Annotated in this window: 26 protein-coding genes; 16 read left to right on the top strand and 10 right to left on the bottom strand. The window is 68.1% G+C overall.

Annotation, left to right across the window (positions count from 1 at the left end):
- The first annotated feature begins 1 nt into the window (after position 1).
- Positions 2-424 (top strand): cytochrome c oxidase subunit 4, encoded by a 423-nt coding sequence (locus FGL15_RS19795; RefSeq protein WP_064296980.1) that lies wholly within the window; start codon positions 2-4, stop codon positions 422-424.
- Entirely contained in the window at positions 424-876 is a 453-nt protein-coding gene (locus FGL15_RS19790; RefSeq protein WP_138947124.1) for a GNAT family N-acetyltransferase, read from the top strand. Before FGL15_RS19795 ends, FGL15_RS19790 begins: the two co-directional genes overlap by 1 nt.
- A 724-nt stretch (positions 877-1600) precedes the next feature.
- Here FGL15_RS19790 and FGL15_RS19785 read toward each other — a convergent pair.
- From FGL15_RS19785 to FGL15_RS19770, 4 genes are read right to left on the bottom strand one after another with little or no spacing between them, the layout of a single operon-like run.
- The gene (locus tag FGL15_RS19785) at positions 1601-3235 is read right to left on the bottom strand and encodes a ubiquinol-cytochrome c reductase cytochrome b subunit (RefSeq protein ID WP_064296978.1); all 1635 of its coding nucleotides are present in this window, start codon (positions 3233-3235) and stop codon (positions 1601-1603) included.
- Positions 3232-4317, bottom strand: a complete 1086-nt coding sequence (locus FGL15_RS19780; RefSeq protein WP_064296977.1) for a ubiquinol-cytochrome c reductase iron-sulfur subunit — start codon at positions 4315-4317, stop codon at positions 3232-3234. Before FGL15_RS19780 ends, FGL15_RS19785 begins: the two co-directional genes overlap by 4 nt.
- Before the next feature lie 35 nt (positions 4318-4352).
- The gene (locus FGL15_RS19775) at positions 4353-5198 is read right to left on the bottom strand and encodes a cytochrome c (protein WP_138947123.1); all 846 of its coding nucleotides are present in this window, start codon (positions 5196-5198) and stop codon (positions 4353-4355) included.
- Positions 5199-5216: 18 nt separating this feature from the next.
- Positions 5217-5885, bottom strand: a complete 669-nt coding sequence (locus FGL15_RS19770) for a heme-copper oxidase subunit III (RefSeq protein WP_085510949.1) — start codon at positions 5883-5885, stop codon at positions 5217-5219.
- 144 nt (positions 5886-6029) lie between these two features.
- Here FGL15_RS19770 and trpD point away from each other — a divergent pair, with 144 nt between their 5' ends.
- From trpD to FGL15_RS19745, 5 genes are all read left to right on the top strand, one after another.
- Positions 6030-7091, top strand: a complete 1062-nt coding sequence (gene trpD / locus FGL15_RS19765; protein ID WP_138947122.1) for an anthranilate phosphoribosyltransferase — start codon at positions 6030-6032, stop codon at positions 7089-7091.
- A 116-nt stretch (positions 7092-7207) separates the two neighbouring features.
- Entirely contained in the window at positions 7208-8209 is a 1002-nt protein-coding gene (dhaK, locus tag FGL15_RS19760) for a dihydroxyacetone kinase subunit DhaK (RefSeq protein ID WP_138947121.1), read from the top strand.
- 4 nt (positions 8210-8213) lie between these two features.
- Positions 8214-8858 (top strand): dihydroxyacetone kinase subunit DhaL, encoded by a 645-nt coding sequence (gene dhaL, locus FGL15_RS19755; protein ID WP_138947120.1) that lies wholly within the window; start codon positions 8214-8216, stop codon positions 8856-8858.
- The gene (gene dhaM / locus FGL15_RS19750; protein WP_138947119.1) at positions 8855-9565 is read left to right on the top strand and encodes a dihydroxyacetone kinase phosphoryl donor subunit DhaM; all 711 of its coding nucleotides are present in this window, start codon (positions 8855-8857) and stop codon (positions 9563-9565) included. Before dhaL ends, dhaM begins: the two co-directional genes overlap by 4 nt.
- Positions 9566-9649: 84 nt before the next feature.
- The gene (locus FGL15_RS19745) at positions 9650-9874 is read left to right on the top strand and encodes a hypothetical protein (protein ID WP_133059937.1); all 225 of its coding nucleotides are present in this window, start codon (positions 9650-9652) and stop codon (positions 9872-9874) included.
- A gap of 21 nt (positions 9875-9895) precedes the next feature.
- On the opposite strand, the gene FGL15_RS19740 is transcribed toward FGL15_RS19745, so the two are convergent.
- Entirely contained in the window at positions 9896-10474 is a 579-nt protein-coding gene (locus tag FGL15_RS19740; RefSeq protein WP_138947118.1) for a TetR/AcrR family transcriptional regulator, read from the bottom strand.
- A 263-nt stretch (positions 10475-10737) separates the two neighbouring features.
- On the opposite strand from FGL15_RS19740, the gene FGL15_RS19735 reads away from it, so the two are divergent.
- The 4 genes from FGL15_RS19735 to FGL15_RS19720 all read left to right on the top strand — a co-directional run bounded on the left by FGL15_RS19735 (position 10738) and on the right by FGL15_RS19720 (position 14468).
- Positions 10738-11640 carry an ABC transporter ATP-binding protein gene (locus FGL15_RS19735; protein ID WP_138947117.1) on the top strand — a complete coding sequence of 301 codons (903 nt, stop codon included), beginning with the start codon at positions 10738-10740 and terminating at the stop codon, positions 11638-11640.
- A gap of 30 nt (positions 11641-11670) precedes the next feature.
- Positions 11671-12492, top strand: coding sequence for an ABC transporter permease subunit (locus FGL15_RS19730; protein WP_138947116.1), 822 nt, complete (start codon positions 11671-11673; stop codon positions 12490-12492).
- Positions 12493-12555: 63 nt separating this feature from the next.
- A complete protein-coding gene (locus tag FGL15_RS19725) occupies positions 12556-13767 on the top strand; it encodes a sensor histidine kinase (protein WP_138947115.1) in 1212 nt (403 codons plus the stop codon).
- Positions 13768-13769: 2 nt separating this feature from the next.
- Positions 13770-14468 (top strand): response regulator transcription factor, encoded by a 699-nt coding sequence (locus FGL15_RS19720; protein ID WP_138947398.1) that lies wholly within the window; start codon positions 13770-13772, stop codon positions 14466-14468.
- Between the two features lie 111 nt (positions 14469-14579).
- On the opposite strand, the gene FGL15_RS19715 is transcribed toward FGL15_RS19720, so the two are convergent.
- A complete protein-coding gene (locus FGL15_RS19715) occupies positions 14580-16952 on the bottom strand; it encodes an excinuclease ABC subunit UvrA (RefSeq protein WP_205858659.1) in 2373 nt (790 codons plus the stop codon).
- A 167-nt stretch (positions 16953-17119) separates the two neighbouring features.
- Here FGL15_RS19715 and FGL15_RS19710 point away from each other — a divergent pair, with 167 nt between their 5' ends.
- Positions 17120-17710 carry an HdeD family acid-resistance protein gene (locus tag FGL15_RS19710; RefSeq protein ID WP_168223446.1) on the top strand — a complete coding sequence of 197 codons (591 nt, stop codon included), beginning with the start codon at positions 17120-17122 and terminating at the stop codon, positions 17708-17710.
- Between the two features lie 70 nt (positions 17711-17780).
- Here FGL15_RS19710 and FGL15_RS19705 read toward each other — a convergent pair whose 3' ends face one another.
- Positions 17781-18545 carry an SDR family oxidoreductase gene (locus FGL15_RS19705; protein WP_138947113.1) on the bottom strand — a complete coding sequence of 255 codons (765 nt, stop codon included), beginning with the start codon at positions 18543-18545 and terminating at the stop codon, positions 17781-17783.
- A 194-nt stretch (positions 18546-18739) separates the two neighbouring features.
- Here FGL15_RS19705 and FGL15_RS19700 point away from each other — a divergent pair, with 194 nt between their 5' ends.
- From FGL15_RS19700 to FGL15_RS19685, 4 genes are all read left to right on the top strand, one after another.
- Positions 18740-19231, top strand: coding sequence for an NfeD family protein (locus FGL15_RS19700; protein WP_064296968.1), 492 nt, complete (start codon positions 18740-18742; stop codon positions 19229-19231).
- 2 nt (positions 19232-19233) lie between these two features.
- Positions 19234-20253 (top strand): SPFH domain-containing protein, encoded by a 1020-nt coding sequence (locus FGL15_RS19695; RefSeq protein WP_138947112.1) that lies wholly within the window; start codon positions 19234-19236, stop codon positions 20251-20253.
- Positions 20254-20260: 7 nt separating this feature from the next.
- On the top strand, positions 20261-21040 hold the full coding sequence (locus tag FGL15_RS19690) for a glycerophosphodiester phosphodiesterase family protein (RefSeq protein WP_138947111.1): 780 nt from the start codon (positions 20261-20263) through the stop codon (positions 21038-21040).
- A gap of 127 nt (positions 21041-21167) precedes the next feature.
- Positions 21168-21530, top strand: coding sequence for an RNA polymerase-binding protein RbpA (locus tag FGL15_RS19685; protein WP_064296965.1), 363 nt, complete (start codon positions 21168-21170; stop codon positions 21528-21530).
- A 60-nt stretch (positions 21531-21590) separates the two neighbouring features.
- Here the strand turns inward: FGL15_RS19685 and lnt are convergent, their stop codons facing one another.
- Genes lnt through tatC form a run of 3 tightly spaced genes read right to left on the bottom strand, consistent with a single transcriptional unit; the run spans position 21591 to position 26349 of the window.
- A complete protein-coding gene (lnt, locus tag FGL15_RS19680; RefSeq protein WP_240773650.1) occupies positions 21591-23174 on the bottom strand; it encodes an apolipoprotein N-acyltransferase in 1584 nt (527 codons plus the stop codon).
- Entirely contained in the window at positions 23171-25591 is a 2421-nt protein-coding gene (locus FGL15_RS19675; RefSeq protein WP_138947110.1) for an RNA helicase, read from the bottom strand. Before FGL15_RS19675 ends, lnt begins: the two co-directional genes overlap by 4 nt.
- Entirely contained in the window at positions 25588-26349 is a 762-nt protein-coding gene (gene tatC, locus FGL15_RS19670) for a twin-arginine translocase subunit TatC (protein ID WP_071260381.1), read from the bottom strand. Before tatC ends, FGL15_RS19675 begins: the two co-directional genes overlap by 4 nt.
- Position 26350: the final 1 nt, after the last annotated feature.

The raw sequence follows: 26350 nt of genomic DNA, 5'->3' as shown, positions 1-26350 counted from the left end.
CATGCGCGCCAATATCATCCTCTTCACGATCCTGACGGTGTTCTGCGCCCTCCTCTGCGCGGTCTACACGGTGTGGTCGCTCGTCGACCCGCTCCATGGCCGGGTCGAATGGGTCGGCACGGTCACCTTGGCTCTCGCCGCGATCCTGAGCGCCTTCCTCGGCTTCTACCTCAGCCGGGTGCACAAGAGCCAGGGCGCCGAGCTCCCCGAGGACACGCTGACGGCGAACATCGACGACGGTGACCCGGAGATCGGACACTTCAGCCCGTGGAGCTGGTGGCCCATCATCCTCGCCGGTGCGTGCGGTCTGCTCGTGCTCGGTCTGGCGGTCGGGTTCTGGATCGCGATCATCGGCATCCCGCTGGTCGTCATCGCGGTCGTCGGTTGGAACTACGAGTACTACCGCGGATACTTCGCCCGCTGATGGTCGCCTCGTTCAGCATCCGTCGCGGTCAGCCCGACGACCGTTCAGCCGTCTTCGCGCTGGCCGGCCAGCTGATCACCGGGTCCATCCCGCCTGCTGCGGACGACTTCATGGCCGCGTACAACAACGTCATGCGCCCTCGTGAAGACGAGACCAACGTGCTGTACGTCGCGGTCGACGAAGCGAACTGCGTTGTCGGATACACCCTGATGACGGTGTCGCGGCTGCTGCACGCGGCCGGCCTGACCGCCCACCTGCAGGAGCTCGTCGTCGACGAGACCGCCCGCGGCGCCGGCATCGGATCGGCCCTCGTCGAGGCGAACGAGCACTACGCTGTCGAGCGCGGTGCGCGCCAGCTGACGATGTCCACCTCTCGAGCCGGCGACTTCTACCGTCGTCTCGGCTACAACGTGACGGCGGAGTTCTACAAGAAGATCCTCCCGCTGGGCTGATCCCCAAGCTGTCATCGAAGAGCCCCCGAGCCATGCTCGGGGGCTCTTTCGTGTTCTGGCGCTCGCCTGGACGTGGAGAACAAGCAGCCGGCATTGGCACCCGCACCCGCCCCCGAAGGTCGCGATCGTCACCCTTCCGTTCGGCGAGGCTGCTCCCGGTGGGCAGCCGTACTGGTCACGCCGCCTCATTCCTGATCGACAGGGGAAGCGGCCCCCAGTCCCTGACGCTATCGAGGGGCACACGCCGCCCGCAGAGGATTCAGGGCGCGTATCAGGAGACCTGGCGCAGAGGGGGAACCTGGCCCTCCTGTCGGGCGGGTGCGCCGCCCACACAGGACTCAGGGTGCGTACGAAGAGACCTCCTGGCGCAGGCAGTCCGGTCCCTGAGCCCCGTCGAAGGGCAGCAGTAGTCCGGTGCCTCCTCAGCACGGCCCGAGCAACCTGTGTCGGCAACGTCGCCCCCCGGGGGCAGGTCGATCGGCTCACCTCGTCTGCTGTCGCGCAGGAATTCGGCAACCGCGGTGAGCAAACGCGGGTCCCTGAGCTTGTCGAAGCGCACACCTCGTCCGCAGCGGCCTTCGGCGCCCGGAGAACGGGGGAGAGGGACTGCACGGACGTCCGCTGTCGCAGACGTCTTGCCGCGGCGCAGTTCGGCGAGCCCCGCCCTCAACGACGAAAGCCCCGCAGTCCGTGAGGACTGCGGGGCTTTTTCCCGAGGATCCGCCTAGTGGTGGTCGCCGTGGGAACGTTCGATCTCCGTGTTCGTGACCGGAGCGATCCGATCCTCAAAGAACCAGCGGGACATCGCGGCACGAGCCTTCTGGACACCGGTGATCTTGCCCTTGGCGTTCGGACGGATCATCAACGGCTTGTGGTCGTCGTAGCTCGCGAGACGCCAGCGCTCGTACTCGTCGACGGGCTCGTGGACCTCGATGAACTCGCCACCGGGGAGGCGGACGATGCGCCCGGTCTCGTACCCGTGGAGGAGGATCTCGCGATCCTTCTTCTGCAGCGCCAGGCAGGTGCGCTTCGCGATGAAGTAGGCGATGAACGGTCCGAGGATGAGGATCGCCTGCAGCGTGTGGATCACGCCCTCCATCGTCACCTTGAAGTGCGTAGCGATGATGTCCGAGCTCGCAGCAGCCCAGAGGGCGGCGTAGAAGGTGACACCGGCAGCACCGATGGCGGTGCGGGTCGGCGCGTTACGCGGACGGTCGAGGATGTGGTGCTCGCGCTTGTCACCCGTGATCCATGCCTCGACGAACGGGTAGATGAACACCGTGACGATGAACAGACCCAGGACGAGGACGGGAAGAATGATGTTGAACGAGAACGTGTGATCCCAGAGGACGAACTCGAGGTGCGGCGGAACCAGTCGGAGCGCGCCGTCGGCGAACCCGATGTACCAGTCAGGCTGCGTACCCGCCGAGACCGGGGAAGGGTCGTACGGTCCGTAGTTCCAGATCGGGTTGATCGTGAACAGCGAGGCGATGAGCATCACGACACCGAAGACGATGAAGAAGAAGCCACCGGCCTTCGCCGCGTAGACGGGGAGGACGGGGAATCCGACCACGTTCTGCTCGGTGCGACCGGCGCCCGGGAACTGCGTGTGCTTGTGCACGACGACGAACACCAGGTGCAGGGCGATGAAGAGCAGCACCAGCGCCGGCAGGAGCAGGATGTGGAGCGTGTAGAGGCGGCCGACGATGTCGGTGCCCGGGAACTCTCCACCGAACAGCAGGAAGGTCGTCCACGTACCGATGATGGGCAGGCCCTTGACCATGCCGTCGATGATCCGCAGACCGTTACCGGAGAGCAGGTCGTCGGGCAGCGAGTACCCGGTGAAGCCCTCGGCCATGGCCAGGATGAACAGGACGAAACCGATCACCCAGTTCAGCTCACGCGGCTTGCGGAACGCACCGGTGAAGAAGATGCGCAGCATGTGCAGGCCGATGGACGCCACGAACAGCAGGGCCGCCCAGTGGTGCACCTGACGCATCAGGAGGCCGCCGCGGATGTCGAAGGAGATGTCGAGCGTCGACGCCATGGCGACGGACATCTCGATGTTCTTCAGCGGGACGAAGGACCCGTCGTAGTGGACCTCCGCCATCGATGCCTGGAAGAAGAAGGTGAGGAAGGAGCCCGACAGCAGGATGATGACGAAGCTGTAGAGCGCGACCTCGCCGAGGAGGAACGACCAGTGGTCGGGGAAGATCTTGCGGCCGAACTCCTTGACGGCGACCGAGATGGACGTCCGCTCTTCGAGGTAGTTCGCTGCGGCGCCGGTGAAACCACCGGAGCTCTTCGCCGGAGCGGCCTTGGCCTGCTCAGGGGCGCGTGTTGCGGTCGAGGTGCTCAATGACGCTCCCAGAAGCTCGGGCCGACAGGTTCGTGGAAGTCGCTCCGCGCGACGAGGTAGCCCTCGTCGTCGACGGTGATCGGCAGCTGCGGAAGCGGCCGGGCGGCCGGTCCAAAGATGACCGCGCAGTGGTTCGTGACATCGAACTGCGACTGGTGGCAGGGGCAGAGGAGGTGGTGCGTCTGCTGCTCGTAGAGCGCGACCGGGCAACCGACGTGCGTGCACACCTTGGAGTAGGCGACGATGCCGTCGTAGGACCAGTCCTTCTTGGACTCCTCCTCGACGAGGTCTTCGGGCTTCAGCCGCATGAGCAGCACGATGGCCTTCGCCTTCTCGTTGAGGACGTGGTCGGCCTCGTGGAGGTTCTCGGGGATCACGTGGAACGCGCTGCCGAGGGTCACGTCGGACGCCTTGATGGGCGTACCGGACGGGTCGCGGGCGAGGCGCGTGCCTTCCTTCCACATCGTGTGCTGCATGAGCTCGACGGGGTCTTCGTCGTACGGCGCGAGACCGCGGAACAGCGCGATGCCCGGGAGCGGGAAGACGATGAGGGAGCCGATGAGGCTGTTGCGGATGAGCGCGCGTCGTCCGATGCCGGACTCGACGTTCGCCTGGTGCATGATCTCCACCGCACGATCGCGGCTGACTTGGTTGCCGCCGACCTTGTGACGGTAGTCGATGCCTTCTTCGTCGTGCATGAGGGCCTTGCCCCAGTGCACGGCGCCGATACCGATCGCGAGCAGGGCCAACGCCATGCCGAGACCGATGAACAGGTTGTTCAGGCGCACCGAGGCGATGTCCTCGGGCTCGATCGGGAACGCCATGTAGGCGGCGACCGCCCAGACGCTGCCGGCGATCGACAGGTAGAAGAGGGTGTAGACGGCGCGCTCGGCCCGCTTGTCCTTCTTGGGGTCGAGGTCCGTGACGCGCTTCCGGTGCGGAGGCAGGCCGGGGTCGACGACGGCGTCGCGGGAGATGACCCCGGTACCGGTCGCGACCTGCAGCTCCTGCCCGTGGGCGGACGGATCGGCAGACGAGTCGGCGGCTGGGTGACCCGAGCCGCTCGAGTTGTCGTGAGCCATGGTGCTCCTTCTTACGTGTTGTCGATCCGCGTCGGTCAGTTCGACTTCGCGGTGATCCAGACGGTGAGGGCCACGATCGAGCCGAGGCCGAAGATCCAGAGGAACAGGCCCTCGGAGACGGGGCCGAGCGAGCCGAGGTCGTTGCCGCCCGGTGACGGGTTCTTCTCCATGAACTTGAGCGCGGTGATGATGTCGCGCTTGTCCTCGGGGGAGAGGTTCATGTCGTTGAAGACGGGCATGTTCTGCGGGCCGGTGATCATGGCCTCGTAGATGTGGGCGGCGCTGACGCCGACGAGGGAGGGAGCGTACTTGCCCTCGGTCAGGGCACCACCGGCGGCTGCGACGTTGTGGCACATCGCGCAGTTGATGCGGAAGAGCTGTGCGCCGTTGGAGGCGTCGCCCTCACCGTCGAGGTACTGCTCCTCGGGGATCTCCGGGCCGGGTGCGACCGAGGCGACGTAGGCCGCGAGGGAGGAGATCTGCTCCTCGGTGAACTGCACGGGCTTCTCCGGGGCCTGCGGGCCCTGGTTCTGCAGCGGCATCCGGCCGGTGCCGACCTGGAAGTCGACGGCGGCGGCACCGACGCCGAGGAGGCTCGGTCCGGCGGTCGTGCCCTGCATGTCGAGGCCGTGGCAGGTGGCGCAGTTCGCGGAGAAGAGCTTCTCGCCCTCGTCGACGGAGGCCTGCGACTTGGCGGCGGCGACGGGCTCGGCGCTGGCCGTGCTGACGCTGACGGCTGCGTAGGCGCCACCGGTCACGAGGAGGCCGATCGCGAGCAGCGCCGCCGAGGCGAACGGGCTGCGGCGGCCGCTCTTGCGCGAGGCGCGGGCGGCCTTCTTGGACGCCTTGGTGGTCGTCGTCTGGGTGGGGTCAGTCTTCATGGAGTCAGTCATTCCGGGTCAGCGCAGGATGTAGATGACGAAGTAGAGGCCGATCCACACGACGTCGACGAAGTGCCAGTAGTACGAGACGACGATGGCGCTCGTCGCCTCCTTGTGGCCGAATCGTTTGACGGCGTAGGCACGGCCGATCACGAGGAGGAAGGCGATGAGGCCACCGGTCACGTGCAGGCCGTGGAAGCCGGTCGTGAGGTAGAACGCCGAGCCGTACGCGTTCGAGCTGAGGGAGATGCCCTCGCTGACGAGCGTCGCGTACTCGAGGATCTGGCCGGAGACGAACACGGCGCCCAGGGCGTAGGTGAGGAAGAACCACTCGACCATGCCCCACTTGCGCGGGCTCCAGCCCGTCATGCGGGGCTGCATGCGCTCCGCTGCGAAGACGCCGAACTGGCACGTGAACGACGAGGACACGAGGATGATCGTGTTGATCGTCGAGTACGGGACGTTCAGGCGACCGGCCTCGGCCGCCCACAGCTCGGGAGCCATCGATCGCAGCGTGAAGTAGATCGCGAAGAGGCCGGCGAAGAACATGACCTCGCTGCCCAGCCAGACGATCGTTCCAACCGCGACCGTGTTCGGTCGGTTGATCCGGGGCGCGCTCGGCGCAAGGTTGATTGAGGTGCTCGTCACCCCTCCATTATGGCCGAAAGCCGGAGCGGTTTTTCGCATTTCGGGGGCGGCGAGCACGCTCGGATCAGTAAGGCTAGCCTTATTTCCTGACCGGAATCTTCGGTTCTGCTGCGGGATTCATGTGATCTTCGCCTCCACAGGCCGCTCGAGGTGTCGGCGAGTCGCGCTTGTAAGATCGTCGACATGCCTCTCACGACCTGGCCGACGCTCATCGGCGACCTGCTCGCCGGAACCGATCTCAGTGTGTCGGAGTCGACGTGGGCGATGGAACGGATCATGACCGGCCAGGTGACGGACGCCCAGCTCGCCGGCTTCCTGATCGCGTTGCGGCGGAAGGGGGAGACGGTCGACGAGATCGTCGGGTTCCGCGACGCGATCCTCGACCACGCGAAGCCGCTCGTCGCCCCGTCCCGGGCCCTCGACATCGTCGGCACCGGCGGCGACCGCTTCGGCACGGTCAACATCTCGACGACCGCGTCCATCGTCGCGGCCGCGACGGGGATCCCCGTCATCAAGCACGGCAACCGCGCGGCGAGCTCCGCCTCGGGATCGAGTGACGTGCTCTCGGCGCTCGGCGTCGACCTCGCCCTGCCGACGGACCTCGTGGGGGAGGTGCTGGCGTCGACGGGCATCACGTTCGCGTACGCGGCGGCGTTCCACCCCGGTTTCGGCCACGCAGGGGCGGTCCGTGCGGAGCTCGGCGTGCCGACGGTCTTCAACTTCCTGGGCCCGCTCGTCAACCCGGCCCGCCCGGAGGCGTCGGCGGTCGGCGTCGCGCACGCCGACCGCATCCCGTTGTTCGTGGGCGTCTTCCAGACGCGCGGGGCGACCGCCCTCGTCTTCCGGGGGGACGACGGACTCGACGAACTGACGACGACGGGACACAGCCACCTCTGGGAGATCACCCGCGGAGCCGTCACCGAGCACGACCTGGATCCCCGGGAACTCGGCATCCGCCGTGCGTCGATCGACGATCTCATCGGCGGCGACGCCCAGCACAACGCCGGTGTCGTGCGCGCCACGCTCGCCGGCGAGGAGGGTCCCGTCCGCGACATCGTCCTGCTGAACGCCGCGGCCGGGATCGTGGCGTTTGAGCTGTCGGAGGATCCGACGCAGGCCCAGCGGCCGATCCTCGAGCGGTTCGCCGCAGCGCTCGTGTCCGCCGCGGCCGTCATCGACTCGGGTGCGGCGACCGCGACACTCGACGCCTGGGTGGACGCCACCCGCGCGCTCGGCTCGCGCTGATCCGCGCCGTGGCCGGGTCTTCCGGCCCTACCGGCGGTGGGCCGCAGCGCGTAGGTTGAGACCCGATGCCGGCGTACCCGGTCGGCGGACCCGAACCGATCTTGCAGGAGGATTCAATGAAGAAGCTCATCAATGATCCCAAGGACGTCGTCGTCGAGGCGGTGGCCGGATTCGGCGCCGCGCACCCCGACCTCGTCACCGTGTCGCTCGACCCGGTGTTCATCGCCCGAGCCGATGCCCCGGTCGCCGGGAAGGTGGGGATCGTGAGCGGCGGCGGCAGCGGGCACGAGCCCCTCCACGGCGGGTTCGTCGGATTCGGGATGCTCGACGCCGCCGTACCCGGCCCGGTGTTCACCTCGCCCACTCCGGACCCCATCCTCGCCGCCACGAAGGCGGTGGACGGTGGTGCCGGCGTCCTGCACATCGTCAAGAACTACACGGGCGACGTCCTCAACTTCGAGACCGCGGCCGACCTCGCGCTGGCCGAGGGCATCGAGGTGCGCTCGGTCATCGTCGACGACGACGTCGCGGTGAAGGACTCGCTGTACACGGCGGGGCGGCGGGGTGTCGCCGGCACCGTCCTCGTGGAGAAGCTCGCCGGCGCACGTGCCGAGGCCGGGGGAGGACTCGACGAGGTCGCCGACCTCGCAGCGAAGGTCAACGAGCGCACCCGCACGATGGGGGTGGCGCTCACGCCGTGCGTCGTCCCGCACGCGGGCGAGCCGAGTTTCACCCTGGCCGACGACGAGATCGAGATCGGCATCGGGATCCACGGTGAGCCCGGCCGTGAACGCATCCCGCTGGAGCCCGCCGACCGGATCGTCGACCGGCTGCTCGACGCCATCCTCGAGGACCTGCCGTACGCCCCGGGCGAGCGGGCCCTCGTCCTGGTGAACGGGATGGGCGGGACGCCGCAGGTCGAGCTCTTCATCGTCTTCCGCCGCGTGGCCGAGGCGCTCGCGGAGCGCGGGATCGAGGTTGCACGGTCGCTCGTGGGGAACTACACGACCAGCCTCGAGATGCAGGGTGTGTCGATCACCCTCCTGAAACTCGACGACGAACTGATCGAATTGTGGGACGCCCCGGTGCAGACCGCGGCGCTCCGGTGGGGACGGTAGACGGATGGGATTGGACGGAGCCTGGGCGATCGCCTGGATGCGGGGGAGTGCGGCGGTCGTCGCAGAGCATCGGGTGGAGCTGATCACGCTCGACCGCGACATCGGGGACGGCGACCATGGCGAGAACCTCGACCGCGGGTTCTCCGCGATCCTGCCGAAGCTCGACGAGCAGTCTGCTGATGCGACGCCCGCCGACATCCTCAAGCTCGCCGCGACGACGCTCATCTCGACCGTCGGAGGCGCGAGCGGCCCGTTGTACGGCACCGCGCTGCTCAAGGCGTCGATCGCCGTGGCCGGCCAGGAGGACCTCGACGCCGATGCCGTCGTCGCCCTGCTGACGGCGGCACGCGACGGGATCGTGCTCCGTGGTAAGGCCGAGGTCGGCGACAAGACCATGGTCGACGCGTGGACACCCGCCGTGGACGCTGCATCCGCGGCGGCGGCAGCGGGGGAGTCGCCGGCACGGGTACTGGCCGCAGCCGCAGAGGCCGCCTGGGGTGGCGCCGCCTCGACCGAACCGCTCGTCGCCCGCAAGGGGCGTGCCAGCTACCTCGGTGAACGGGCCATCGGGCACCGCGACCCCGGGGCGCAGTCCACCTCCTATCTCCTGCAAGCGGCGGCTGCCGCCGCTGGGGAGGGTGCTGCATGAGTGGGGGAGCCGTCGGCCTCGTCTTCGTCTCGCACAGCGCGCTGATCGCGGAGGGGCTCATCGCCCTGGCGCGCCAGATGGCGCCCGACGCGGCCCTCGCCGCAGCCGGTGGTACCGATGAGGGAGGGATCGGCACGAGCTTCGAGCTGGTCTCCGCCGGGATCGCCGCCGTGGACTCCGGGGCCGGGGTGGTGGTGCTGTGTGATCTGGGATCGGCGATCCTGACCGCTGAGACGGCACTCGACTTCCTCGACGACGACGTCCGAGGCCGGGTACGCATCGTCGACGCCCCGCTCGTCGAAGGCGGGGTCGCCGCAGCCGTGGCCGCGCAGACCGGCGCGTCGCTCGACGAGGTCGTGGCCGCCGCGCGGTCTGCAGCCGGCGGTGACCATGCCCAGCACGGCGCCGACGAGGCGACTCGGGCGGGTGGGTCCGACGAGCCGACAGCGTCCCACGCCGTAGCCTCCGTGACTCTGCGGAACAAGGACGGGCTCCACGCTCGACCCGCTGCGGAGTTCGTGAAGCTGGCGAGCACGTTCGCGGCCAAGGTGGTCGTGAACGGGAAGGACGCCAAGAGCCTGCTCGGGATCATGTCACTGGGCCTCGTCAAGGGGGCGGTCGTGGAGCTGCAGGCGGACGGCCCGGACGCGGAGGATGCCACCGGGGCACTGGCGTCGCTCATCGAATCCGGCTTCGGAGAGGTCTGACGGGTCGCGCTCGGGGCGAAAGCAGGTCGGCGTCCCGGGCGCAACGGGGTGGTCGACCCCGACGGTCGGCGTAGCATGACCCGCATGAACGAGCAGACGAAGACGTCGGACACCGAAGACCGCCAGTGCACGGTCTGTGGCCATCCGCTCGCCGAGCACACCTTCGACCGTTCCTCCGGGCACGATCACTTCATGACCTGCCCGACGGGGGAGCGGCTTCCGGACCCGGCGCAGTCCGCCGTCCCGGTCAACGAGTTCGGGATGCCGCTCTGGGACCAGGACCCCGATCGACCTGCTCCGTCGGCCTGACGACCCCGGTGGCCTGCGCCGTCATCCGAGGAGGAGCAACGACCGGACGGCGACGCTGACACCCGTTGTGCTCGATGCCGACGTCTCGTGCAGTGCGCTGCCGTCGACGAGCCAGCGTACCCATCGGAGAAGCTGCTCCGGCGTGGCGTCGGAGCGGGCTGCGCTGGTACGAACCGCCTCGGTGATGTGGTCGAGGAGGAAGCGGTCGACCATGTCCCGCTCGACGTCGAGGACGGCCGCCACGGCGTGGAGATGGGCCATGCCCTGGACCGCGCGAGCGAAACCGACCGTTTGGTCGGCGGCCCGTTGGCGGTCGAGGGCGCCGAGATAGGTGGTCAACGCGGGGCGCCCAGGCCCGGCGCGCGTGGCGAGGTGCAGTTGCTCCTCGGTCCAAGCGGCGCTCACTCGCAGCAGCGTGACCAGGATGTCAAGTTTGGTCGGGAAGTAGTGGAACAGGGTCCCCGAGGAGATGTCCGCCGCTCGGCAGATGTCCGCCGTCGAGGTGGTCTCATACCCTTCGGTGGCGAAACAGCGGTAGGCCGCAGCGAGGATCGCGGTCTGGCGCGCGGTGAACCGCTGTGGGTCGACGATTCTCGGCATGGCAGCTCCCGTATTCCTAGAGCATTCACTCTAGAGCACACACTCTAGCAATTCGGTCCAGGTCAGAGCCGACTTCCCGGCTGAGCAATCATGGCGCGCAGCTCGGAGCGCAAGGCGGTGTTCGCCTCGCGGTCGGACGCTCGACGGTCAAGCCGCCGCTGAGTCCGACGATGATGATCAACCCCTGGTTGGCAGTCGCCGACGCACACGCGTCCGTACCGTCGATGGCACGAGGCAACCGCTACGAGCAGGAGGAAGACACCATGACGATCGACGTGGAGGGGCTGACCAAGACCTACCGAGGCACATACGCGGTGCGCGATGTGAGTTTCAGTGTCCAATCGGGCAAGGTCACCGGGTTTCTGGGACCGAACGGCGCCGGTAAGTCCACGACGATGCGTTCGATCGTCGGGCTCGACCGTCCCACCGCTGGTCGTGCACGTATCGACGGCTCTGAGTACCGGGCGTTCGCCGCGCCGCTGCTCGAGGTCGGTGCTCTGCTGGACGCGAGGGCGGCGCACCGCTCGCGGTCGGCGCTGAACCACCTCACCTCGATCGCGGCGACGCACCGTATCCCGCGCTCGCGCGTCGACGAGGTGCTCGAGGCGACGGGTCTCAGCGCGGTCGCCAGGAAGAAGGTCGGCGGGTTCTCCCTCGGGATGGGTCAGCGCTTGGGGATCGCCGCGGCACTGCTGGGCGATCCGGGCACGCTCATCCTCGACGAGCCGGTCAACGGCCTGGACCCCGAGGGCGTGACCTGGGTCCGGGAGCTCCTGGCCCGGCTGGCGGCCGAGGGGCGGACGGTGTTCCTGTCCTCGCACCTCCTGAACGAGCTCGCGCTCATCGCGGACCACGTGATCATCATCGGTCGCGGGGAGATCATCGCGGACGCTCCCATCGGTTCGCTCACCGAGCAGGGAGACGGTCGTGTCCGTGTTCGCACCCTCGATGCGCCTGCACTCACTCGCCGGATCACCTCAGCGGGGGCGACCGTCGCGTCGACCGAGCCGGGCGTGCTGGACGTGGAGGGCCTCTCCGCGGAGCAGATCGCCCGTACCGCGCACGAGGCGGGTGTGCTGATCACCGAGCTGACGCCTCTGCGCCAGACCCTCGAAGAGGCCTACAACCGACTCACCCGCGACGCGCAGGAATTCGTCTCCGCCTGACGTCCCGTCCCCCTCGAAAGGACCATCCTCATGAGCACCACCACCGGCATGGCCGCAGCACCCGCCGTGCGGCGCTTCTCCGCAAGCGATGTCAGCCTCGGCGGCACCATCGTCTCCGAATGGATCAAGTTCCGAGGACTCGCCTCGAACCACGTCCTCGCAGGATTCGCGTTCCTGCTGCTGACCGCGAACGGGATCGCGATGCCCTGGGCGTACGTCTTCCGCGACCGCGGGTCACCGAAGGCGAACTACGACGCCTACCCCGAGATGATCGTCGACAAGACCGGCTACGTCGGCATCGTCCTCGCGGTGCTCGCCGTCCTGATGATCACGAACGAGTACCGGTCCGCTCAGATCGGCACGACACTGCTCGCGGTTCCGCGTCGGACGGCGGTGCTCGTCGCGAAGGCCTCGATCATCGCGGGTGTCTCGTTCCTCATCGGTGTCGTCAGCTCAGCCGTCGGGTTCGCCCTCGCGCCCGTCATCCTGGCCGGGGGCGGATACGGCTATGTGCTGGAGACACCCGACCTGGCGCGGTTGGTGCTCGGATCCGGGCTCTACCTGGCGGCCCTCAGCATCCTCGGAATCGCACTCGGCACCATCATCCGCAACGTCGTCGCCGCGGTGCTCGCGACGATCGTGCTCCTCCTCATCGTGCCGGTGATCCCGCAGATGTTCTCCGAATACGGCACCGAGATCACCCGCTTCTTCCCGATCCAGGCCGGCTCCCTGCTCCTCGCCCCGACCGGTACGGACCCGATGGGACCGTGGACCGGGTATGCCGTTCTGCTGATCTGGACGCTGTCGTCGTTCGTCGTCGCAGCGATCACGTTCCTGCGCCGCGACGCCTGAACGGTGCTCACGAGGGGCGCGAGGGAGAATGAGAGCCGAGCTCAGCGTGGAGGTGGCAAGGGTATGAGTGCAATCCAGCCGGTCGTGGACGCCGCGGAGGTCGACCGTGTCCTCGGCACACGCGTGCTGCGCTGGTTCAGTACCCACCAGCGTGTGGTCGACGCACTGGTCGCTGTGACCTGTCTCCTGGTCCAGGCGCTCGGGCTGGTCCTGCCGGGTGCGCAACCGCTCTGGCCGGGGTTGCCGTTGGTGATCCTCTCGAGCGTGCTCCTGTTGTGGCGGCGTCGGTATCCGCGGGCGATCCTCGTCGCCGCCGCGCTCGCGAACACAGCGGGTGTGCTCCTGCCCGCCCCCGTCGCACCGTTGACGCTGCCCGCCGCCGTCGCGCTGTATTCGGTAGCCGCCATGCTGCCCACCAGAACCGCCCTGTCGGGCTATGCGGTCCTCGTGGGGCTCCCCGCATCGGGACTGCTCGTCCGTCTGCTCATGACAGGCTCGACCCAGGCCCCGTCGTTGCTGGAACCGATGGCGCTGCTCGCTCTTGCCGCAGGTGTCGCCGCCCGCGGTGTGACGCAGCGCCGAGCAGCCCTCACACAACTCGTGAACCAACGACTCACCACGGCGCGGGTGGTGGAGCGGCAGCGGATCGCCGCGGAGATGCACGATGTCGTCGCCCACTCGCTGTCGACGATGATCTCCCTCGCGGACGGGGCGTCCAGCGGCTGGGAACGGCACCCCGAGCGGTCGGCCCGAGCGCTCGCGCAGCTGGGTGGTGTCGGGCGCAGCGCGCTGGGCGAGATGAACCGCGTCCTGCAGGTGCTCCGAGCGGGGGATGCGGTGCTGGATCAGCGCCTGCATCGGTCGGGACACAACGTCTCCGACGTGGAGGAGGTCGTCGAGGTCTTCCGCAGCACCGGCATGCCCGTCACGCTCACCCGCTCCGGCGGGGCCATACCGGAGCAGCCCGCGCTGGTGACGACGGTGTACCGGATCGTCCAGGAGTCGCTCACCAACGTGTTGCGGTACGCCGTCGACCCCACGCGGGTCGAGGTCGGCATCGACGTGGCGCCCGGCACCGTCGCGGTGCGGGTCACCGACGACGGCCGCATCGACACGCCCCGAACTCGAGCTCCGAGCCAGGGGAGTGGGCAGGGGCTCCCGGGTATCGCCGCTCGAGCCGCGGCGTACGGCGGCACGAGCGAAGCAGGGCCGTGCGCGGGCGGGGGCTGGTCGACGAGCGCGACGCTGCACATCGACCGAGGAGCAGCGACGTGAGCATGACCAGTCCCTCGATCATCAGCGTGCTGGTGGTGGACGACCAGGAACTCGTCCGGGTGGGCAGCGCGCTGACCCTGGATTCCGCGCCCGACATCGAGGTCGTGGGGGAGGCGGCGACAGGTGAGGAGGCGATTCGGCGTGCACGGGAACTGCGACCGGACGTCGTCCTCATGGATGTGCGGATGCCCGGCATGGGCGGCGTCGAAGCGACCAGGATCATCAGCACGGTCCACCCGGCCACACGCGTCCTCATCCTCACCACCTTCGACATCGACGAGTACGCGTTCGGAGGCCTCGACGCCGGCGCCAGCGCCTTCCTGCTGAAGAGCACCCCACCAGACCGGTTGCAGGAGGCTGTTCGGACGATCCATGCCGGCGAAGCCGTCGTCGAACCCAGGATCACGAAGCGACTCATCGAGCACTATGCCTCCGGTGGACGGTCGCGCGAGCACGGGGGAGCAGGTGAGACAGCCCACCCGCTGGACCCGCTCAGCCCACGCGAGCTCGACGTGTTCGGGTGCATCGTCGCCGGGCTGTCGAACCGCGAGATCTCAGACGCACTCCACCTGTCTCCGTCCACGGTCAAGACGCACGTCAACCGCATCTTCGCCAAGTTGCACCTCCGCGATCGGGTCCATGCGGTGATCCTGGGCCAGGACCTCCGAACCCGAGCCGCGGGGCAGGGCAGATTCGATTGAGTTGACATAATGTGCATTATCAGCTCTTTTAAGCCCGCCGCGAGCGGGGTCGGATTGGGTCAGGTCGGCCTGCATCACCGACGTGAGGATCGCGACGACGACCGGGGCGCGTCAGGAGCCGATGTACCGAGCGAGATGTTCTCCGGTCAGCGTCGAGCGATCGGCGACGAGCGCTGCGGGCGTCCCGGTGAACACCAGACGTCCGCCGTCGTGACCGGCGCCGGGTCCGAGGTCGACGATCCAGTCCGCATGTGCCATGACCGCCTGATGGTGCTCGATGACGATGACCGACTTCCCGGAGTCCACCAAGCGGTCCAGGAGTCCGAGCAGGTTCTCCACGTCGGCGAGGTGCAGGCCCGTCGTCGGTTCGTCCAGGATGTAGACCTCACCCGAGTCGGCCATCTGTGTCGCCAGCTTGAGTCGCTGTCGTTCGCCTCCTGACAGGGTCGTCAATGGCTGTCCGAGGCTGAGATAGCCGAGCCCGACGTCGGCGAGTCGCGCCAGGATGACGTGCGCGGCTGGCGTCCGGGCCGGCCCGTCGGTGAAGAAGGCCTCGGCCTCCGTCACCGACATCGCGAGCACCTCGCTGATGTCCCGCTCCCCCAACTGATATTCCAGAACGGAAGCATCGAACCGGCGGCCCTCGCACACCTCGCAGACGGTCGAGACGCTCGCCATGACGCCGAGATCGGTGAAGACGACACCTGCACCGTTGCAGTTCGGGCAGGCTCCCGCCGAGTTCGAGCTGAACAGCGCCGGCTTGACCCCGTTGGCCTTCGCGAACGCCTTGCGGATGGGCTCGAGCAGACCCGTGTACGTCGCCGGGTTGCTGCGACGCGAGCCGCGGATCGGGCTCTGGTCGACCGTCACCACACCGGGACGCCCGGCGATCGAGCCGTGGATGAGCGAGCTCTTGCCCGAGCCGGCGACTCCTGTGACGACCACGAGGACGCCGAGCGGCACGTCGACGTCGACGCCCTGCAGGTTGTGCCGGTCGGCGCCGCGGATCTCGATGACACCGGTCGGTCGACGCAGCGCCGACTTGAGCGCGGCGCGGTCGTCGAAGTGGCGTCCGGTGAGGGTGTCGCTCGCTCGGAGGTCGTCCACACTCCCCTGGAACGTCACCTGTCCCCCGCCGGTCCCGGCTCCGGGGCCGAGGTCGACGACGTGGTCGGCGATCGTGATCGTCTCCGGCTTGTGCTCCACCACGAGGACGGTGTTCCCCTTGTCGCGGAGCCGGAGGAGCAGTTCGTTCATCCGCTGGATGTCATGCGGGTGCAGTCCGACGGTCGGCTCGTCGAACACGTAGGTCACGTCGGTGAGCGACGACCCCAGATGGCGGATCATCTTCGTCCGCTGCGCCTCCCCACCCGAGAGGGTGCCGGTCGTGCGGTCGAGTGACAGGTATCCCAGCCCGATGGCGACGAAGGAGTCCAGCGTCTCCTGGAGGACCGTCAGGAGTGGGCGCACCGACGGTTCGTCGAGCGCCCGGGTCCACGTCGCGAGGTCGCTGATCTGCATCGCGCACAGTTCGGCGATGTTCCGACCGGCGATGCGCGAACTCCGCGCGCCCTCACTCAGCCGGGTCCCGTCGCACGCCGGACACGTGGTGAAGGTGACGGCGCGGTCGACGAATGCGCGGATGTGCGGCTGCATCGCCTCACGGTCCTTGGAGAGGAACGACTTCTGCACCTTCGGGATCAGGCCCTCGTAGGTCATGTTGATGTCGCCGACCTTGACCTTCACCGGCTCCTTGTGGAGGAAGTCGTGGAGCTCCCGCTCCGTGTAGTCCTGGATGGGCTTGTCCGCGTCGAGGAATCCGGATCCGGTGAAGATCCGCACGCCCCAGCCGTCGGGTGTGTAGCCGGGGATCGTGAGTGCGCCCTGGTTGAGCGACTTCGTGGCGTCGTAGAGCTGGGAACGGTCGATGTCGTTCACCGTGCCCATGCCCTCGCACAGCGGGCACATGCCGCCGGTGATCGAGAAGCTCCGCCGCTCCTTCGTGCTCTGTCCCCCGCGCTCGATGGTCACCGCTCCGGCGCCGCTGATCGAGGCGACGTTGAAGGAGAAGGCCTGTGGAGACCCGATGGACGGGTCTCCGATCCGACTGAAGAGGATGCGCAGCATGGTGTTCGCGTCGGTCGCCGTGCCCACCGTCGAACGTGAGTTCGCGCCCATCCGCTCCTGGTCCACAATGATCGCCGTGGTGAGTCCCTCGAGCACGTCGACGTCGGGCCGCGCCTGCGACGGCATGAAGCCCTGGACGAACGCGCTGTAGGTCTCGTTGATCATCCGCTGCGACTCGGCGGCGATCGTCCCGAAGACGAGGGAGCTCTTCCCCGAGCCGGACACGCCCGTGAACACGGTGAGGCGGCGCTTGGGGAGGTCGACGTCGACGTCGCGCAGATTGTGCTCGCGGGCACCCCTGACCCGGATGACGTCGTGGCTGTCGGCGGCCCTGGTGTGCATCGGCGTCTCGGTCATGGCGATCAGCGTATCCGTCGTCATCGGCCGGCGTCTCGCCTCGATCGACACTGGATCCGCGCGACATGGAAGGTCATGCTGTGAAACACCTGTGTGAATGCGTCACACTGGTGGAACGCACCCGGTCTGCTCGGGAGCGCCGCACTGTCCACCGTCAGGAGCCGACCATGTCCGAACCATCCACCACCTACACGCTGAACTCCGCCAAGCTGACCGCGAGCCAGATCTCCGGTGTCCGATGGGCCTTCGCCGTCGGAGGGATCCTCACGATCCTCTTGGGTGTCTTCCTGCTGGTCGCGCCGAAGGCCTCACTGGTCGCCGTCGCTTGGATCTTCGCCGTCTACTTCCTGATCGCCGGGATCGCCCGCATCACGCGTGGCGTCGTCGCTCGGGAGCACGGCGGACTCTGGCGGGTCCTCACGATCGTGTTCGGTGTGCTGCTGCTCGCCGCCGGCGTCTACATCTTCATCGATCCGCTGCTCGGCATCGGCGCACTCGTCTTCGTGATCGGTGTCTCCTGGATCGTCGAGGGCGTTGCCTCGCTGTTCGACTCGGCACCGGACGTGTCGCGGTGGATCACCATCCTCTACGGCGTCATCAGCGTCGTCGCCGGCGTGTTCGTCCTCGCGAACCCGCTGCTCGCCGCCGTGACCCTCCTGCTCGTCACCGCGTTCTTCCTCATCGCGGCCGGCGTCGTCGAGATCATCCAGGCGATCACCTTCGGCAAGCAGGTGAAGCGGGCCGGTCTCGCCGGCTGACCCCGGGTGGCAGGACGACGAACGCCCGGCCCCTCGAGGGACCGGGCGTTCGTCGTGTCGGGATCGTCGACTACTCGGCGATGAAGTCGCTCGTGTCCCCCACGTAGCGGGTGTGGTCCTCGGGGATCGGGTCCACGGCGGCCGAGGCGACCTCGGCCGCGAACTCGCCCACGTTGTAGAGACGACCGGCCGACTCCTTGCGGGAGCTGATCGCACCGGGGTTTGCGCGTTCGAGGAGCGTCGCGGTGATGGTCCCCTCGATCATGTCGCCCGAGACGACCACGAACTCGACACCGGCCGCGTCGAACTGGTCCTGCTTGGCGCGGAGCGCATCCTCGCCCGCGCGCTTGGAGGTCGCGACCGGCACGTACTCGGGCATCGTCGGCGTGGTCCGGATGAAGTGCGCCTGGTGGCTCGTGACGAACACGATCCGCGAGCCGGGGCGGAGCAGCGGGAGGGCGTGTTCGACGACGCTCACCTGCGCGTCCCGGTTGAGCTGCATGGCGTAGTCCTCGGCCATGCCGCTCTCCATCCCTCCGGAGGCGTTCAGTACCAGGACGTCGAGGTCGCCGAGTTCGGCCTTCGTCGTCGCGAACATCGCGGCGACCGAGGCGGGGTCGGTGAGGTCGGCCCCGACCACCAGGGCCTGCACACCGAGGGCTCGCACCTCGTCGGCGAGCTTGACGGCGCGAGCCTCCTTGTTCCGGTAGTTGATCACGACGTTGGCGCCGGCACCGGCGAAGTACCGGATGGTGTCGGCACCGATGCCGCGGGACGAGCCCGTCACGAGGACGTTCTTCCCGGAGAGGGATCCGGCGGCCAGGGGGTTCGTCACGTGAGGGCTCCTTCAGATCTGGGGCCGCTCATCGGCGGCTGGTTCCAGCCAACGACCTTACCAACAACCGGCAGACGGATCCGGTTCGGTGGTCCGCCCAGCTGATAGCGTTGAACCCGACCGGCGCACCGTCTCGCGCTCCCCCGGACTGCGAGGCGGCAGACGCGAGAGCCGATCCGGGAGGAATCCGCACCATGGACGTCATCACCGAGTACGCCTGGATCGCCTGGTTGGTCCTGATCCTCGTGTTCGTCATCATCGAGATCCTGTCGCTCGAGTTCACCTTCCTCATGCTCGCCCTCGGCGGCACCGTCGGGCTGCTCTCCGGCCTCCTCGGCGCTCCGTGGTGGCTCCAGCTGCTCATCGCAGCCGCTGCCGCCCTCCTGCTCCTGTTGGCCGTCAGGCCGCCGCTGCTCCGAGCGCTGCAACGCGGCGCGGACCCGGCGAAGAGCAACGTCGACGCGCTCCTCGGCATGCCGGGGCTCGTGCTCTCGACGGTCACCCCGCACGGTGGCCAGGTGAAGCTCGGCAACGGCGAGGTCTGGACCGCCAGGACCCCGCACGACTCCCCCGCGTCGTCCCTCGAGCCCGGCACGCGCATCGTCCTGTCCGTCGTCGACGGTGCCACCGCCGTCGTCGTCCCCGTCCCAACCCACCCGGCACCGCTGGGCGAGCAGAAGGAGTAGTCGTGAACGACATCTCATCAGGAGCGATCATCGGCTGGGTGATCGCGGCCATCGTCGTCATCTTCGTGCTGGTGGTGCTGTTCCGATCCATCCGCATCATCCCGCAGGCGAGCGCCGGCGTGGTCGAGCGGCTCGGCAAGTACCACAAGACCCTCTTGCCGGGTCTGAACCTGCTCATCCCCTTCATCGACCGGTTGCGGCCGCTCATCGATCTGCGCGAGACCGTCGTCTCCTTCCCGCCGCAGCCGGTGATCACCGAGGACAACCTCGTCGTCTCGATCGACACGGTCGTCTACTTCCAGGTGACCGACGCCCGAGCCGCGACGTACGAGATCGCGAACTACCTGGGAGCCGTCGAACAGCTGACCACGACGACGCTCCGAAACGTCGTCGGTGGGCTGAACCTCGAGGAGGCGCTGACGAGCCGCGACGAGATCAACAGCAAGCTCCGCATCGTGCTCGACGAGGCGACCGGTAAATGGGGTATCCGCGTCGGACGCGTCGAGCTCAAGGCGATCGACCCGCCGCTCTCCATCCAGGATTCCATGGAGAAGCAGATGCGGGCCGAGCGCGACCGTCGAGCCCTCATCCTCACCGCTGAGGGAACCAAGCAGTCGGCGATCCTGACGGCCGAGGGTGCGCGGCAGGCTGAGATCCTCCGCGCCGAGGGTGATGCCCAGGCAGCCGTGCTCCGTGCTCAGGGTGAGGCGTCCGCCATCCAGACGGTGTTCAAGGCCATCCACGACGGTGACCCCGACGAGAAGCTCCTGGGCTACCAGTACCTGCAGATGCTTCCGAAGCTCGCGGAAGGCCAGGCGAACAAGCTCTGGGTCATCCCGAGCGAACTGACCGAGGCGCTCAAGGGCATCGGCTCCGCCTTCGGGCCGGGCAACACCCGCGACCCTGCGGCCACGGCACGGGCGGCGGCCGCAGCTGCGCAGACGCCCTCCTTCACCACCGCGCCGGCCGCGTCACCCCAGACGCCACCGGCGCCGACGCCCCCCGTCCAGCCCGAGGGCTGAGCACGCGGTGACGACAGCGGTCCTCCCCTACTTCCGTCCGGCCCGCCCTCGGGTCCTCGCCCATCGAGGGCTGGCCGGGCCGGGGGTCCCCGAGAACACGCTGTCGTCCTTCCGCCATGCACTGACGGCCGGCGCCGAGTACGTCGAGACCGACGCGCACTGCACGCGCGACGGACATGCCGTCCTCTTCCACGACCCGTCCCTGCGCCGCATCACCGGCGATCCGAGACCGATCGCCGACCTCGAACTCGCGGAACTCCAGCGGATCGACCTCGGCGGCGATCGCATCCCGACGTTGTCGGAGGCGCTGGCCGAGTTCCCCGGAGCACGCTTCAACCTCGACATCAAGGCCGCGGCCGCAGCTGCACCGGCGGCTGCCGCGATCATCGGTGCCGACGCCGCCGATCGGGTGCTCGTCACCTCCTTCGACGAGGGCAGACGTTCCGCGATCGTGCGGGCCGTGGGACGGGAGGCGGGCGCCGACTCCGTGGCTTCCTCGGCGTCGGCCCGGATCCTGCTCCGCGTCCTCCCCGCAGCCGCCCTCGGGCTCCGTGGAGCACTCCGTCGGTCGCTCGCCGGTGTCCAGGCGCTCCAGGTGCCCGAACGGTTCCGCGGCGTACCCGTCGTGACGAAGCGCCTCCTCGCACAGATGCACGCCGTCGGTGTGGAAGTGCACGTGTGGACGGTCAACGACCCCGCCGACATGCGACGACTGCTGGATCTCGGCGTCGACGGCCTCGTCACCGACCGCTGTGATCTCGCGCTCGACGTGGTCCGCTCGCGCTGACGGCTCAGCTCTCCGCATCCGGCGTGGCTGCAGCTGGGCATGAGCTGATAGCCAGATGGGTGAACGGAACAGTTTACCCAGCTTGTGGGTTTATAACTGTGGATGCCGAGCGAGAGGAGACCACACAATGGCAGATCGCAGTTTGCGCGGAATGCGCCTGGGCGCCCAGAGTCTACAAACGGAAGAGGGCGTCATATTCTCGGCGCGGAGCAACCACATCTACCGGTGTCAGAGTTGTGAGCGCGAGACCACCATGACCTTCGCCGCCGATGCGGAAGTCCCCGAACTGTGGGAGTGCCGGCACTGCGGTGCTGAGGCCGTCCTCCTCGTCGACTCGAAGCCCGTCGTCGTCGACCGCGGTGACGTGAAGACGCCCCGCAGCCACTGGGACATGCTGCTCGAGCGCCGCTCGCGCGATGAGCTCGAGGAGCTGCTCGAAGAGCGCCTCTCATATCTCCGGGCCCGTCGCGGCCAGCAGAAGAGCGCGTGACACCGAGCCCCTGACAGGCCTCCCCTCGATCGGCTGATCCGGTATCGGATCAGCCGATCGTCATATCCGGGGACGGTTCGAGATGCGCCGAGGCCTGGCGGCGAACCCGGCGAGGACCAGCGAGGCGAGCCCCATGCCACCGATGAACATCTCGAGCTGGTGACCGAAGGCCATCGACGGCGTGACCGTGTCCGCGAGCGGCACCTCGGAGACCATCGATCCGGGGCGGAAGGCCGGGATGCTGTCGATCGTCGAGCCGTCTGGGCCGATGATCTGACTGGTCCCCACAGTCGAGATGTTCACGACCGATCGAGCCGACTCGATCGCCCGGAGTCGAGCGATGGCGAGCTGCTGTTGATTCTCGTCCGTCTGCCCGAAGTCCGCGTTGTTGGTCTGGGCGAACACGATGCGCGCGCCACCCGCCACCGCGTCTCGGGTGAGCCGGTCGTCGGCGATGTCGAAGCAGATGCTGATCCCTGCGAGCACGCCGTCGATGTCGGAGACGTTGTCCTTCGTGCCCGGGGTGTACTCGCGTTGGATGAGGCCGATGAGGTCGGGAGCGAACGGCTCCCAGAACTTCCGGTCCGGGACGTATTCACCGAACGGGACCGGGTGCTTCTTGTCGTAGACGTCGCGGACGCCGTCCGCGGCGTCCCAGAGGAGTGACGAGTTGTAGTAGCGGTCGCCGCGTTGGGAGATCGCACCGACGACGAACGGTGCGTCCATGCGGCGGCTCAACGCGTCGAGGGCTGCCGCCGATTGGGGAACCCGCTGCGGGTCGAGGTCTGCGCTGCCCTCGGGCCAGACCACGACGTCGACGTCCGCGTCGAGCACCTGCAGCGTCTCGTCGATCTGGGTCTGCATGACGGTGCCGGGTGCCGCGGCGTCGAAGTAGCCGGCGGGGCCGTTGCCCTGGATGGCAGCCACCCGCATGCTCCCGGTCGTCGCCGTCGGCCATGCCGGCACGACGAGCACCGCGATGACCGCGAGGACCGCGGTACCGACCCGGCTGACCGTCGGGAGCTCCGCGGTCGCGGCGAGCTGCAGGGCGAGTGCCACGAGCAGCACCATGAGGAACGACAGCCCCGAGAACCCGACCCAGGCGACGAGCGGCGCGAACGGGCTCTCGGACTGGCTGAGCGCCATCCTCGCCCACGGGAATCCGCCGTAGGGCCAGGTGCTCACGAGCGTCTCGCGCGCGGTCCACAGGGCGGCGACGACCGCGGCGGTCAACCAGACCCGCCCCCCGATCCCGGGGAAGGCGCGCGGCACCCAGCGGTACGCCAGGGTGATGAGCACGGCTCCGAGCGCGAAGAACATGGCCTCGAGCGTCGACAGTGCCGCCCACGGGACGGGACCGAGGTATGCGGTGGCCCACTCGATGTGGATCAGGTAGAACGATTCCCCCGCCAGGAAGCCGACGAGGAGCGCACCGCCGACGCTGCGCCCCATGAGGGTGAGGAGGACGAGGGCGATGCCGACGAACGTCAGGGGCCAGACCCCGCGGTCTGGGAAGCCGGCGTCGAGGACCGGGCCGGCGGCGATGGCCACGACAGCCGCGAGCCAGAGCGGGAGCGGCGGACGACGGTCGACCAGCGCGTCGATCGGTCGGAGCCGGTCGCTCCGACGGTGCAGGGACCTCACAGCGAGCTGTACGCGACGATGCCGCGTCGGATCGAGTCAAGCGCCTCACGCGAATGACGGCCCACCGGTCCGTCGACGACGCGGAGCTGATCGAGCAGGTCGATGGTCTGCTTGCACCACCGCACGAAGTCGCCGGCGGCGAGTTCCGCCTCGATGAGCACCGTGTCGAGGTTCGCACCCTTGGCCCACTGGTGCATCGCGAGGGAGAGGCCGGTCGAGATCGGGTTGCTCCCCGGGAGACGGTGCTCCCGTTCACTGTCGTCGAGCCGGCTCCAGAGGTCCTGCGTCCGTTCGAGCGCGGAGCGGAACGGGCCGCGGGGCAGGAAGCGCTCCGGGGTGTTCTGCTCCTCACGCCGCGGTTCGTACACGATCGCGGCGGCCATCGCTGCGAGGGATGCGGCATCGAGGTCGTTCCACGCACCGGTACGCAGGCATTCCGCGACGAGGAGGTCCCGTTCTCCGTAGATACGCTTCAGTGTGCGTCCGGGAGCCGCGACGACGACCGCGCCGTGCTCGTCGCGTGCCAGGTACTCGTACTCGAGCAGCACGTCGACGACCCGGTCGAACACGCGAGCGACCGCGCCCGTCCGCGTCTGGATCTGCTGTCGCAGCTGATCGGTCTGTTTCTTGAGCTTGAACCATCGTTCCGCCCAGCGAGCGTGGTCCTCGCGGTGCGGGCAGACGTGGCAGGCGTGAGCCCGCATGCGCTTGCGGAGTTCGGCGAGCTTGCGTTGGCGACGGTCCTTCGACGCGCGCGAGCCGTTCGGCTCGCCCTTGCGTTCGAGGTCCGTGAGCTCGCGCCGGATGCCCGCATACTCGACGAAGTTCCCGAGGTGGCACGACATGGACTTCTCGTAGCCGGCGAGCGAGGACTCCTGCTCGCGCACCTTCCTGGCGATCCCGACGACGGCCCGGTCCGCCTGGAACTGTGCGAAGGACGACTCGAGGATCTGACGGGTGCGTTGACGGCCGAACTGGTCGATCAGGTTGACCGCCATGTTGTAGGTCGGGCGGAAGCTGGAGTTGAGCGGGTAGGTGCGTCGGGAGGCCAGCGAGGCGACGGACTGCGGGTGCAGCCCCTCGGTCCACTGGATCACGGCGTGGCCCTCGACGTCGATGCCACGGCGTCCGGCACGCCCGGTGATCTGGGTGTACTCCCCCGGGGTGATCGGGACGCGTGCCTCACCGTTGAACTTCTCGAGTTTCTCGAGGACGACCGTCCTGGCCGGCATGTTGATGCCGAGCGCGAGGGTCTCGGTCGCGAAGACGACCTTCACGAGCTTCCGCCGGAAGAGCTCCTCGACGACCTCCTTGAACGCCGGCAGGAGACCGGCGTGGTGAGCTGCGACGCCCCGCTCCAGACCGTCGAGCCACTCCCAGTAGCCGAGGACGGCGAGGTCCTCGTCGAGCAGGGTCCGGCAGTGCTCGTCGACGATCTGACGGATCTCGTCGCGTTCGTGCGCCTCGGTCAGCCTGATGCCCGAGCGCAGGACCTGCTTGACCGCTTGATCGCACCCGACGCGGCTGAAGACGAAGAAGATCGCCGGGAGCAGGTGGTGGTCGTCGAGCATCTGGACGAAATGCCCGCGGTCGAGCTTCTCGGCCCGATGCGGGGCTCGTCGCTGGTTGTAGCGGCTGATGTCCTTGTACTGACGACTGTTCGGCGCACGGCCGCCGAACTGGGCCATCCGGACGAGCTCCGGGTTGACCTGGTGGGTGTCGGCGAGGCTCGGCGCGGCGAACAGGTCGATGAGTTTGTTCCGCATCAGCACGTGCTGGGTGAGGGGCACCGGGCGCTCCTCGGACACGATGACGGCGGTGTCGCCGCGGACGGCCTGCAGCCAGTCACCGAACTCCTCGGCGTTCGACACGGTCGCGCTCAGCGACACCATCCGGACGGCCTGCGGGAGGTGGATGATGACCTCCTCCCACACCGCTCCGCGGAACCGGTCCGCCAGGTAGTGCACCTCGTCCATGATGACGAAGGCGAGATCGGTCAGCGCGTCGGAGTCCGCGTACAGCATGTTGCGGAGGACCTCGGTCGTCATGACGACGATGCGGGCGTTGCCGTTCACGTTCGTGTCGCCCGTGAGCAGGCCGACGTGCTCGGACCCGTACTCGGCGGTGAGCTCCTGGAACTTCTGGTTGCTGAGCGCCTTCATCGGCGTGGTGTAGAAGACCTTGCCGCGGTCGCCGTGCATGGCGAGGGCGATCGCGAACTCGGCGACGATGGTCTTGCCGGCACCCGTCGGTGCTGCGACGAGGACACTGCTGCCGTTCTCGATCCGCTCGCACGCCTCGAGTTGGAACGCGTCGAGGTCGAAACGCTGCCTCGCGCGGAAATCCTGGAGCCTCGGCGTCGCGTTCCGGACCGCTGCTGCCCGATACCGCTCGGCAGGCGAAGCGGTGTCGCTCATGCGAGCCCCGCGCTACCGAGTTCGGCGTCGATGCGTCGCTGCCGCTTGGCCGCACTGCGGTCGTGGAGGACGGCGACGCCGTACGCCGCGAAGTACAACAGGACCATCGGGATCGCCAGGACGAACATCGACACGATGTCGGCGGCGGGCGTGGCGATGGCCGTGAAGAGCACGATGACGAGGATCGCGACCCGCCACGCCTTGATGATCGCCGCTGCGGAGAGCACGCCGACGAAGTTCAACAGGACGAGGAACACCGGCAGGACGAAGGCGACACCGACCGCGAGCACCAGCTTCAGGACGAAGTCGTAATAGGTGGTGGCGTCGAGGAAGTTGGCCGCCGCCGTCGGGGTGAAGCCGAGCATGAGCTCGACGATGTGCGGCAACACGAACCAGCCCGCGTAGCAGCCCGCGAGGAACAGCGGCACGGCGGTCGCGAAGAACCCGATCGCGTACTTCAGCTCCTTGCGCGTCAGGCCGGGCACGAGGAACGCCCAGATCTGGTAGAGCCACACCGGGCTGGACAGCACGACGCCGGCGGTGAGGGCGATCTTCATCCGCAGGTCGAACGCGCTCGTGACGTTGGTGAAGTTCAGGAACGCCTGCCCGCGATCGTCGGCGATGACGAGGATGGGGGCGCTCATCGCCTCGATGATCCACTCGGAGGCGATGAAGCCCGCGACCATGCCGACGATGATGCCGATGGCGGAGTAGAACAGCCGCTTCCGCAACTCGACGAGGTGCTCGCCGAGGGACATG

Origin of the sequence: Plantibacter sp. M259 (assembly GCF_006065115.1) — a bacterium.
Taxonomy (GTDB): domain Bacteria; phylum Actinomycetota; class Actinomycetes; order Actinomycetales; family Microbacteriaceae; genus Plantibacter; species Plantibacter auratus.
This window is presented reverse-complemented; position numbering and strand designations above follow the sequence as displayed.

Bases quoted from the DNA above. Each gene is read 5' to 3' on its own strand.
- FGL15_RS19795 (WP_064296980.1), top strand. From the start codon at position 2: ATGCGCGCCAATATCATCCTCTTCACGATCCTGACGGTGTTCTGCGCC.
- FGL15_RS19790 (WP_138947124.1), top strand. From the start codon at position 424: ATGGTCGCCTCGTTCAGCATCCGTCGCGGTCAGCCCGACGACCGTTCA.
- FGL15_RS19780 (WP_064296977.1), bottom strand. From the start codon at position 4,317: ATGGCTCACGACAACTCGAGCGGCTCGGGTCACCCAGCCGCCGACTCG.
- FGL15_RS19775 (WP_138947123.1), bottom strand. From the start codon at position 5,198: ATGAAGACTGACCCCACCCAGACGACGACCACCAAGGCGTCCAAGAAG.
- FGL15_RS19770 (WP_085510949.1), bottom strand. From the start codon at position 5,885: ATGCGAAAAACCGCTCCGGCTTTCGGCCATAATGGAGGGGTGACGAGC.
- trpD (WP_138947122.1), top strand. From the start codon at position 6,030: ATGCCTCTCACGACCTGGCCGACGCTCATCGGCGACCTGCTCGCCGGA.
- dhaK (WP_138947121.1), top strand. From the start codon at position 7,208: ATGAAGAAGCTCATCAATGATCCCAAGGACGTCGTCGTCGAGGCGGTG.
- dhaL (WP_138947120.1), top strand. From the start codon at position 8,214: ATGGGATTGGACGGAGCCTGGGCGATCGCCTGGATGCGGGGGAGTGCG.
- dhaM (WP_138947119.1), top strand. From the start codon at position 8,855: ATGAGTGGGGGAGCCGTCGGCCTCGTCTTCGTCTCGCACAGCGCGCTG.
- FGL15_RS19745 (WP_133059937.1), top strand. From the start codon at position 9,650: ATGAACGAGCAGACGAAGACGTCGGACACCGAAGACCGCCAGTGCACG.
- FGL15_RS19740 (WP_138947118.1), bottom strand. From the start codon at position 10,474: ATGCCGAGAATCGTCGACCCACAGCGGTTCACCGCGCGCCAGACCGCG.
- FGL15_RS19735 (WP_138947117.1), top strand. From the start codon at position 10,738: ATGACGATCGACGTGGAGGGGCTGACCAAGACCTACCGAGGCACATAC.
- FGL15_RS19730 (WP_138947116.1), top strand. From the start codon at position 11,671: ATGAGCACCACCACCGGCATGGCCGCAGCACCCGCCGTGCGGCGCTTC.
- FGL15_RS19725 (WP_138947115.1), top strand. From the start codon at position 12,556: ATGAGTGCAATCCAGCCGGTCGTGGACGCCGCGGAGGTCGACCGTGTC.
- FGL15_RS19720 (WP_138947398.1), top strand. From the start codon at position 13,770: ATGACCAGTCCCTCGATCATCAGCGTGCTGGTGGTGGACGACCAGGAA.
- FGL15_RS19715 (WP_205858659.1), bottom strand. From the start codon at position 16,952: ATGACCGAGACGCCGATGCACACCAGGGCCGCCGACAGCCACGACGTC.
- FGL15_RS19710 (WP_168223446.1), top strand. From the start codon at position 17,120: ATGTCCGAACCATCCACCACCTACACGCTGAACTCCGCCAAGCTGACC.
- FGL15_RS19700 (WP_064296968.1), top strand. From the start codon at position 18,740: ATGGACGTCATCACCGAGTACGCCTGGATCGCCTGGTTGGTCCTGATC.
- FGL15_RS19685 (WP_064296965.1), top strand. From the start codon at position 21,168: ATGGCAGATCGCAGTTTGCGCGGAATGCGCCTGGGCGCCCAGAGTCTA.
- FGL15_RS19675 (WP_138947110.1), bottom strand. From the start codon at position 25,591: ATGAGCGACACCGCTTCGCCTGCCGAGCGGTATCGGGCAGCAGCGGTC.
- tatC (WP_071260381.1), bottom strand. From the start codon at position 26,349: ATGTCCCTCGGCGAGCACCTCGTCGAGTTGCGGAAGCGGCTGTTCTAC.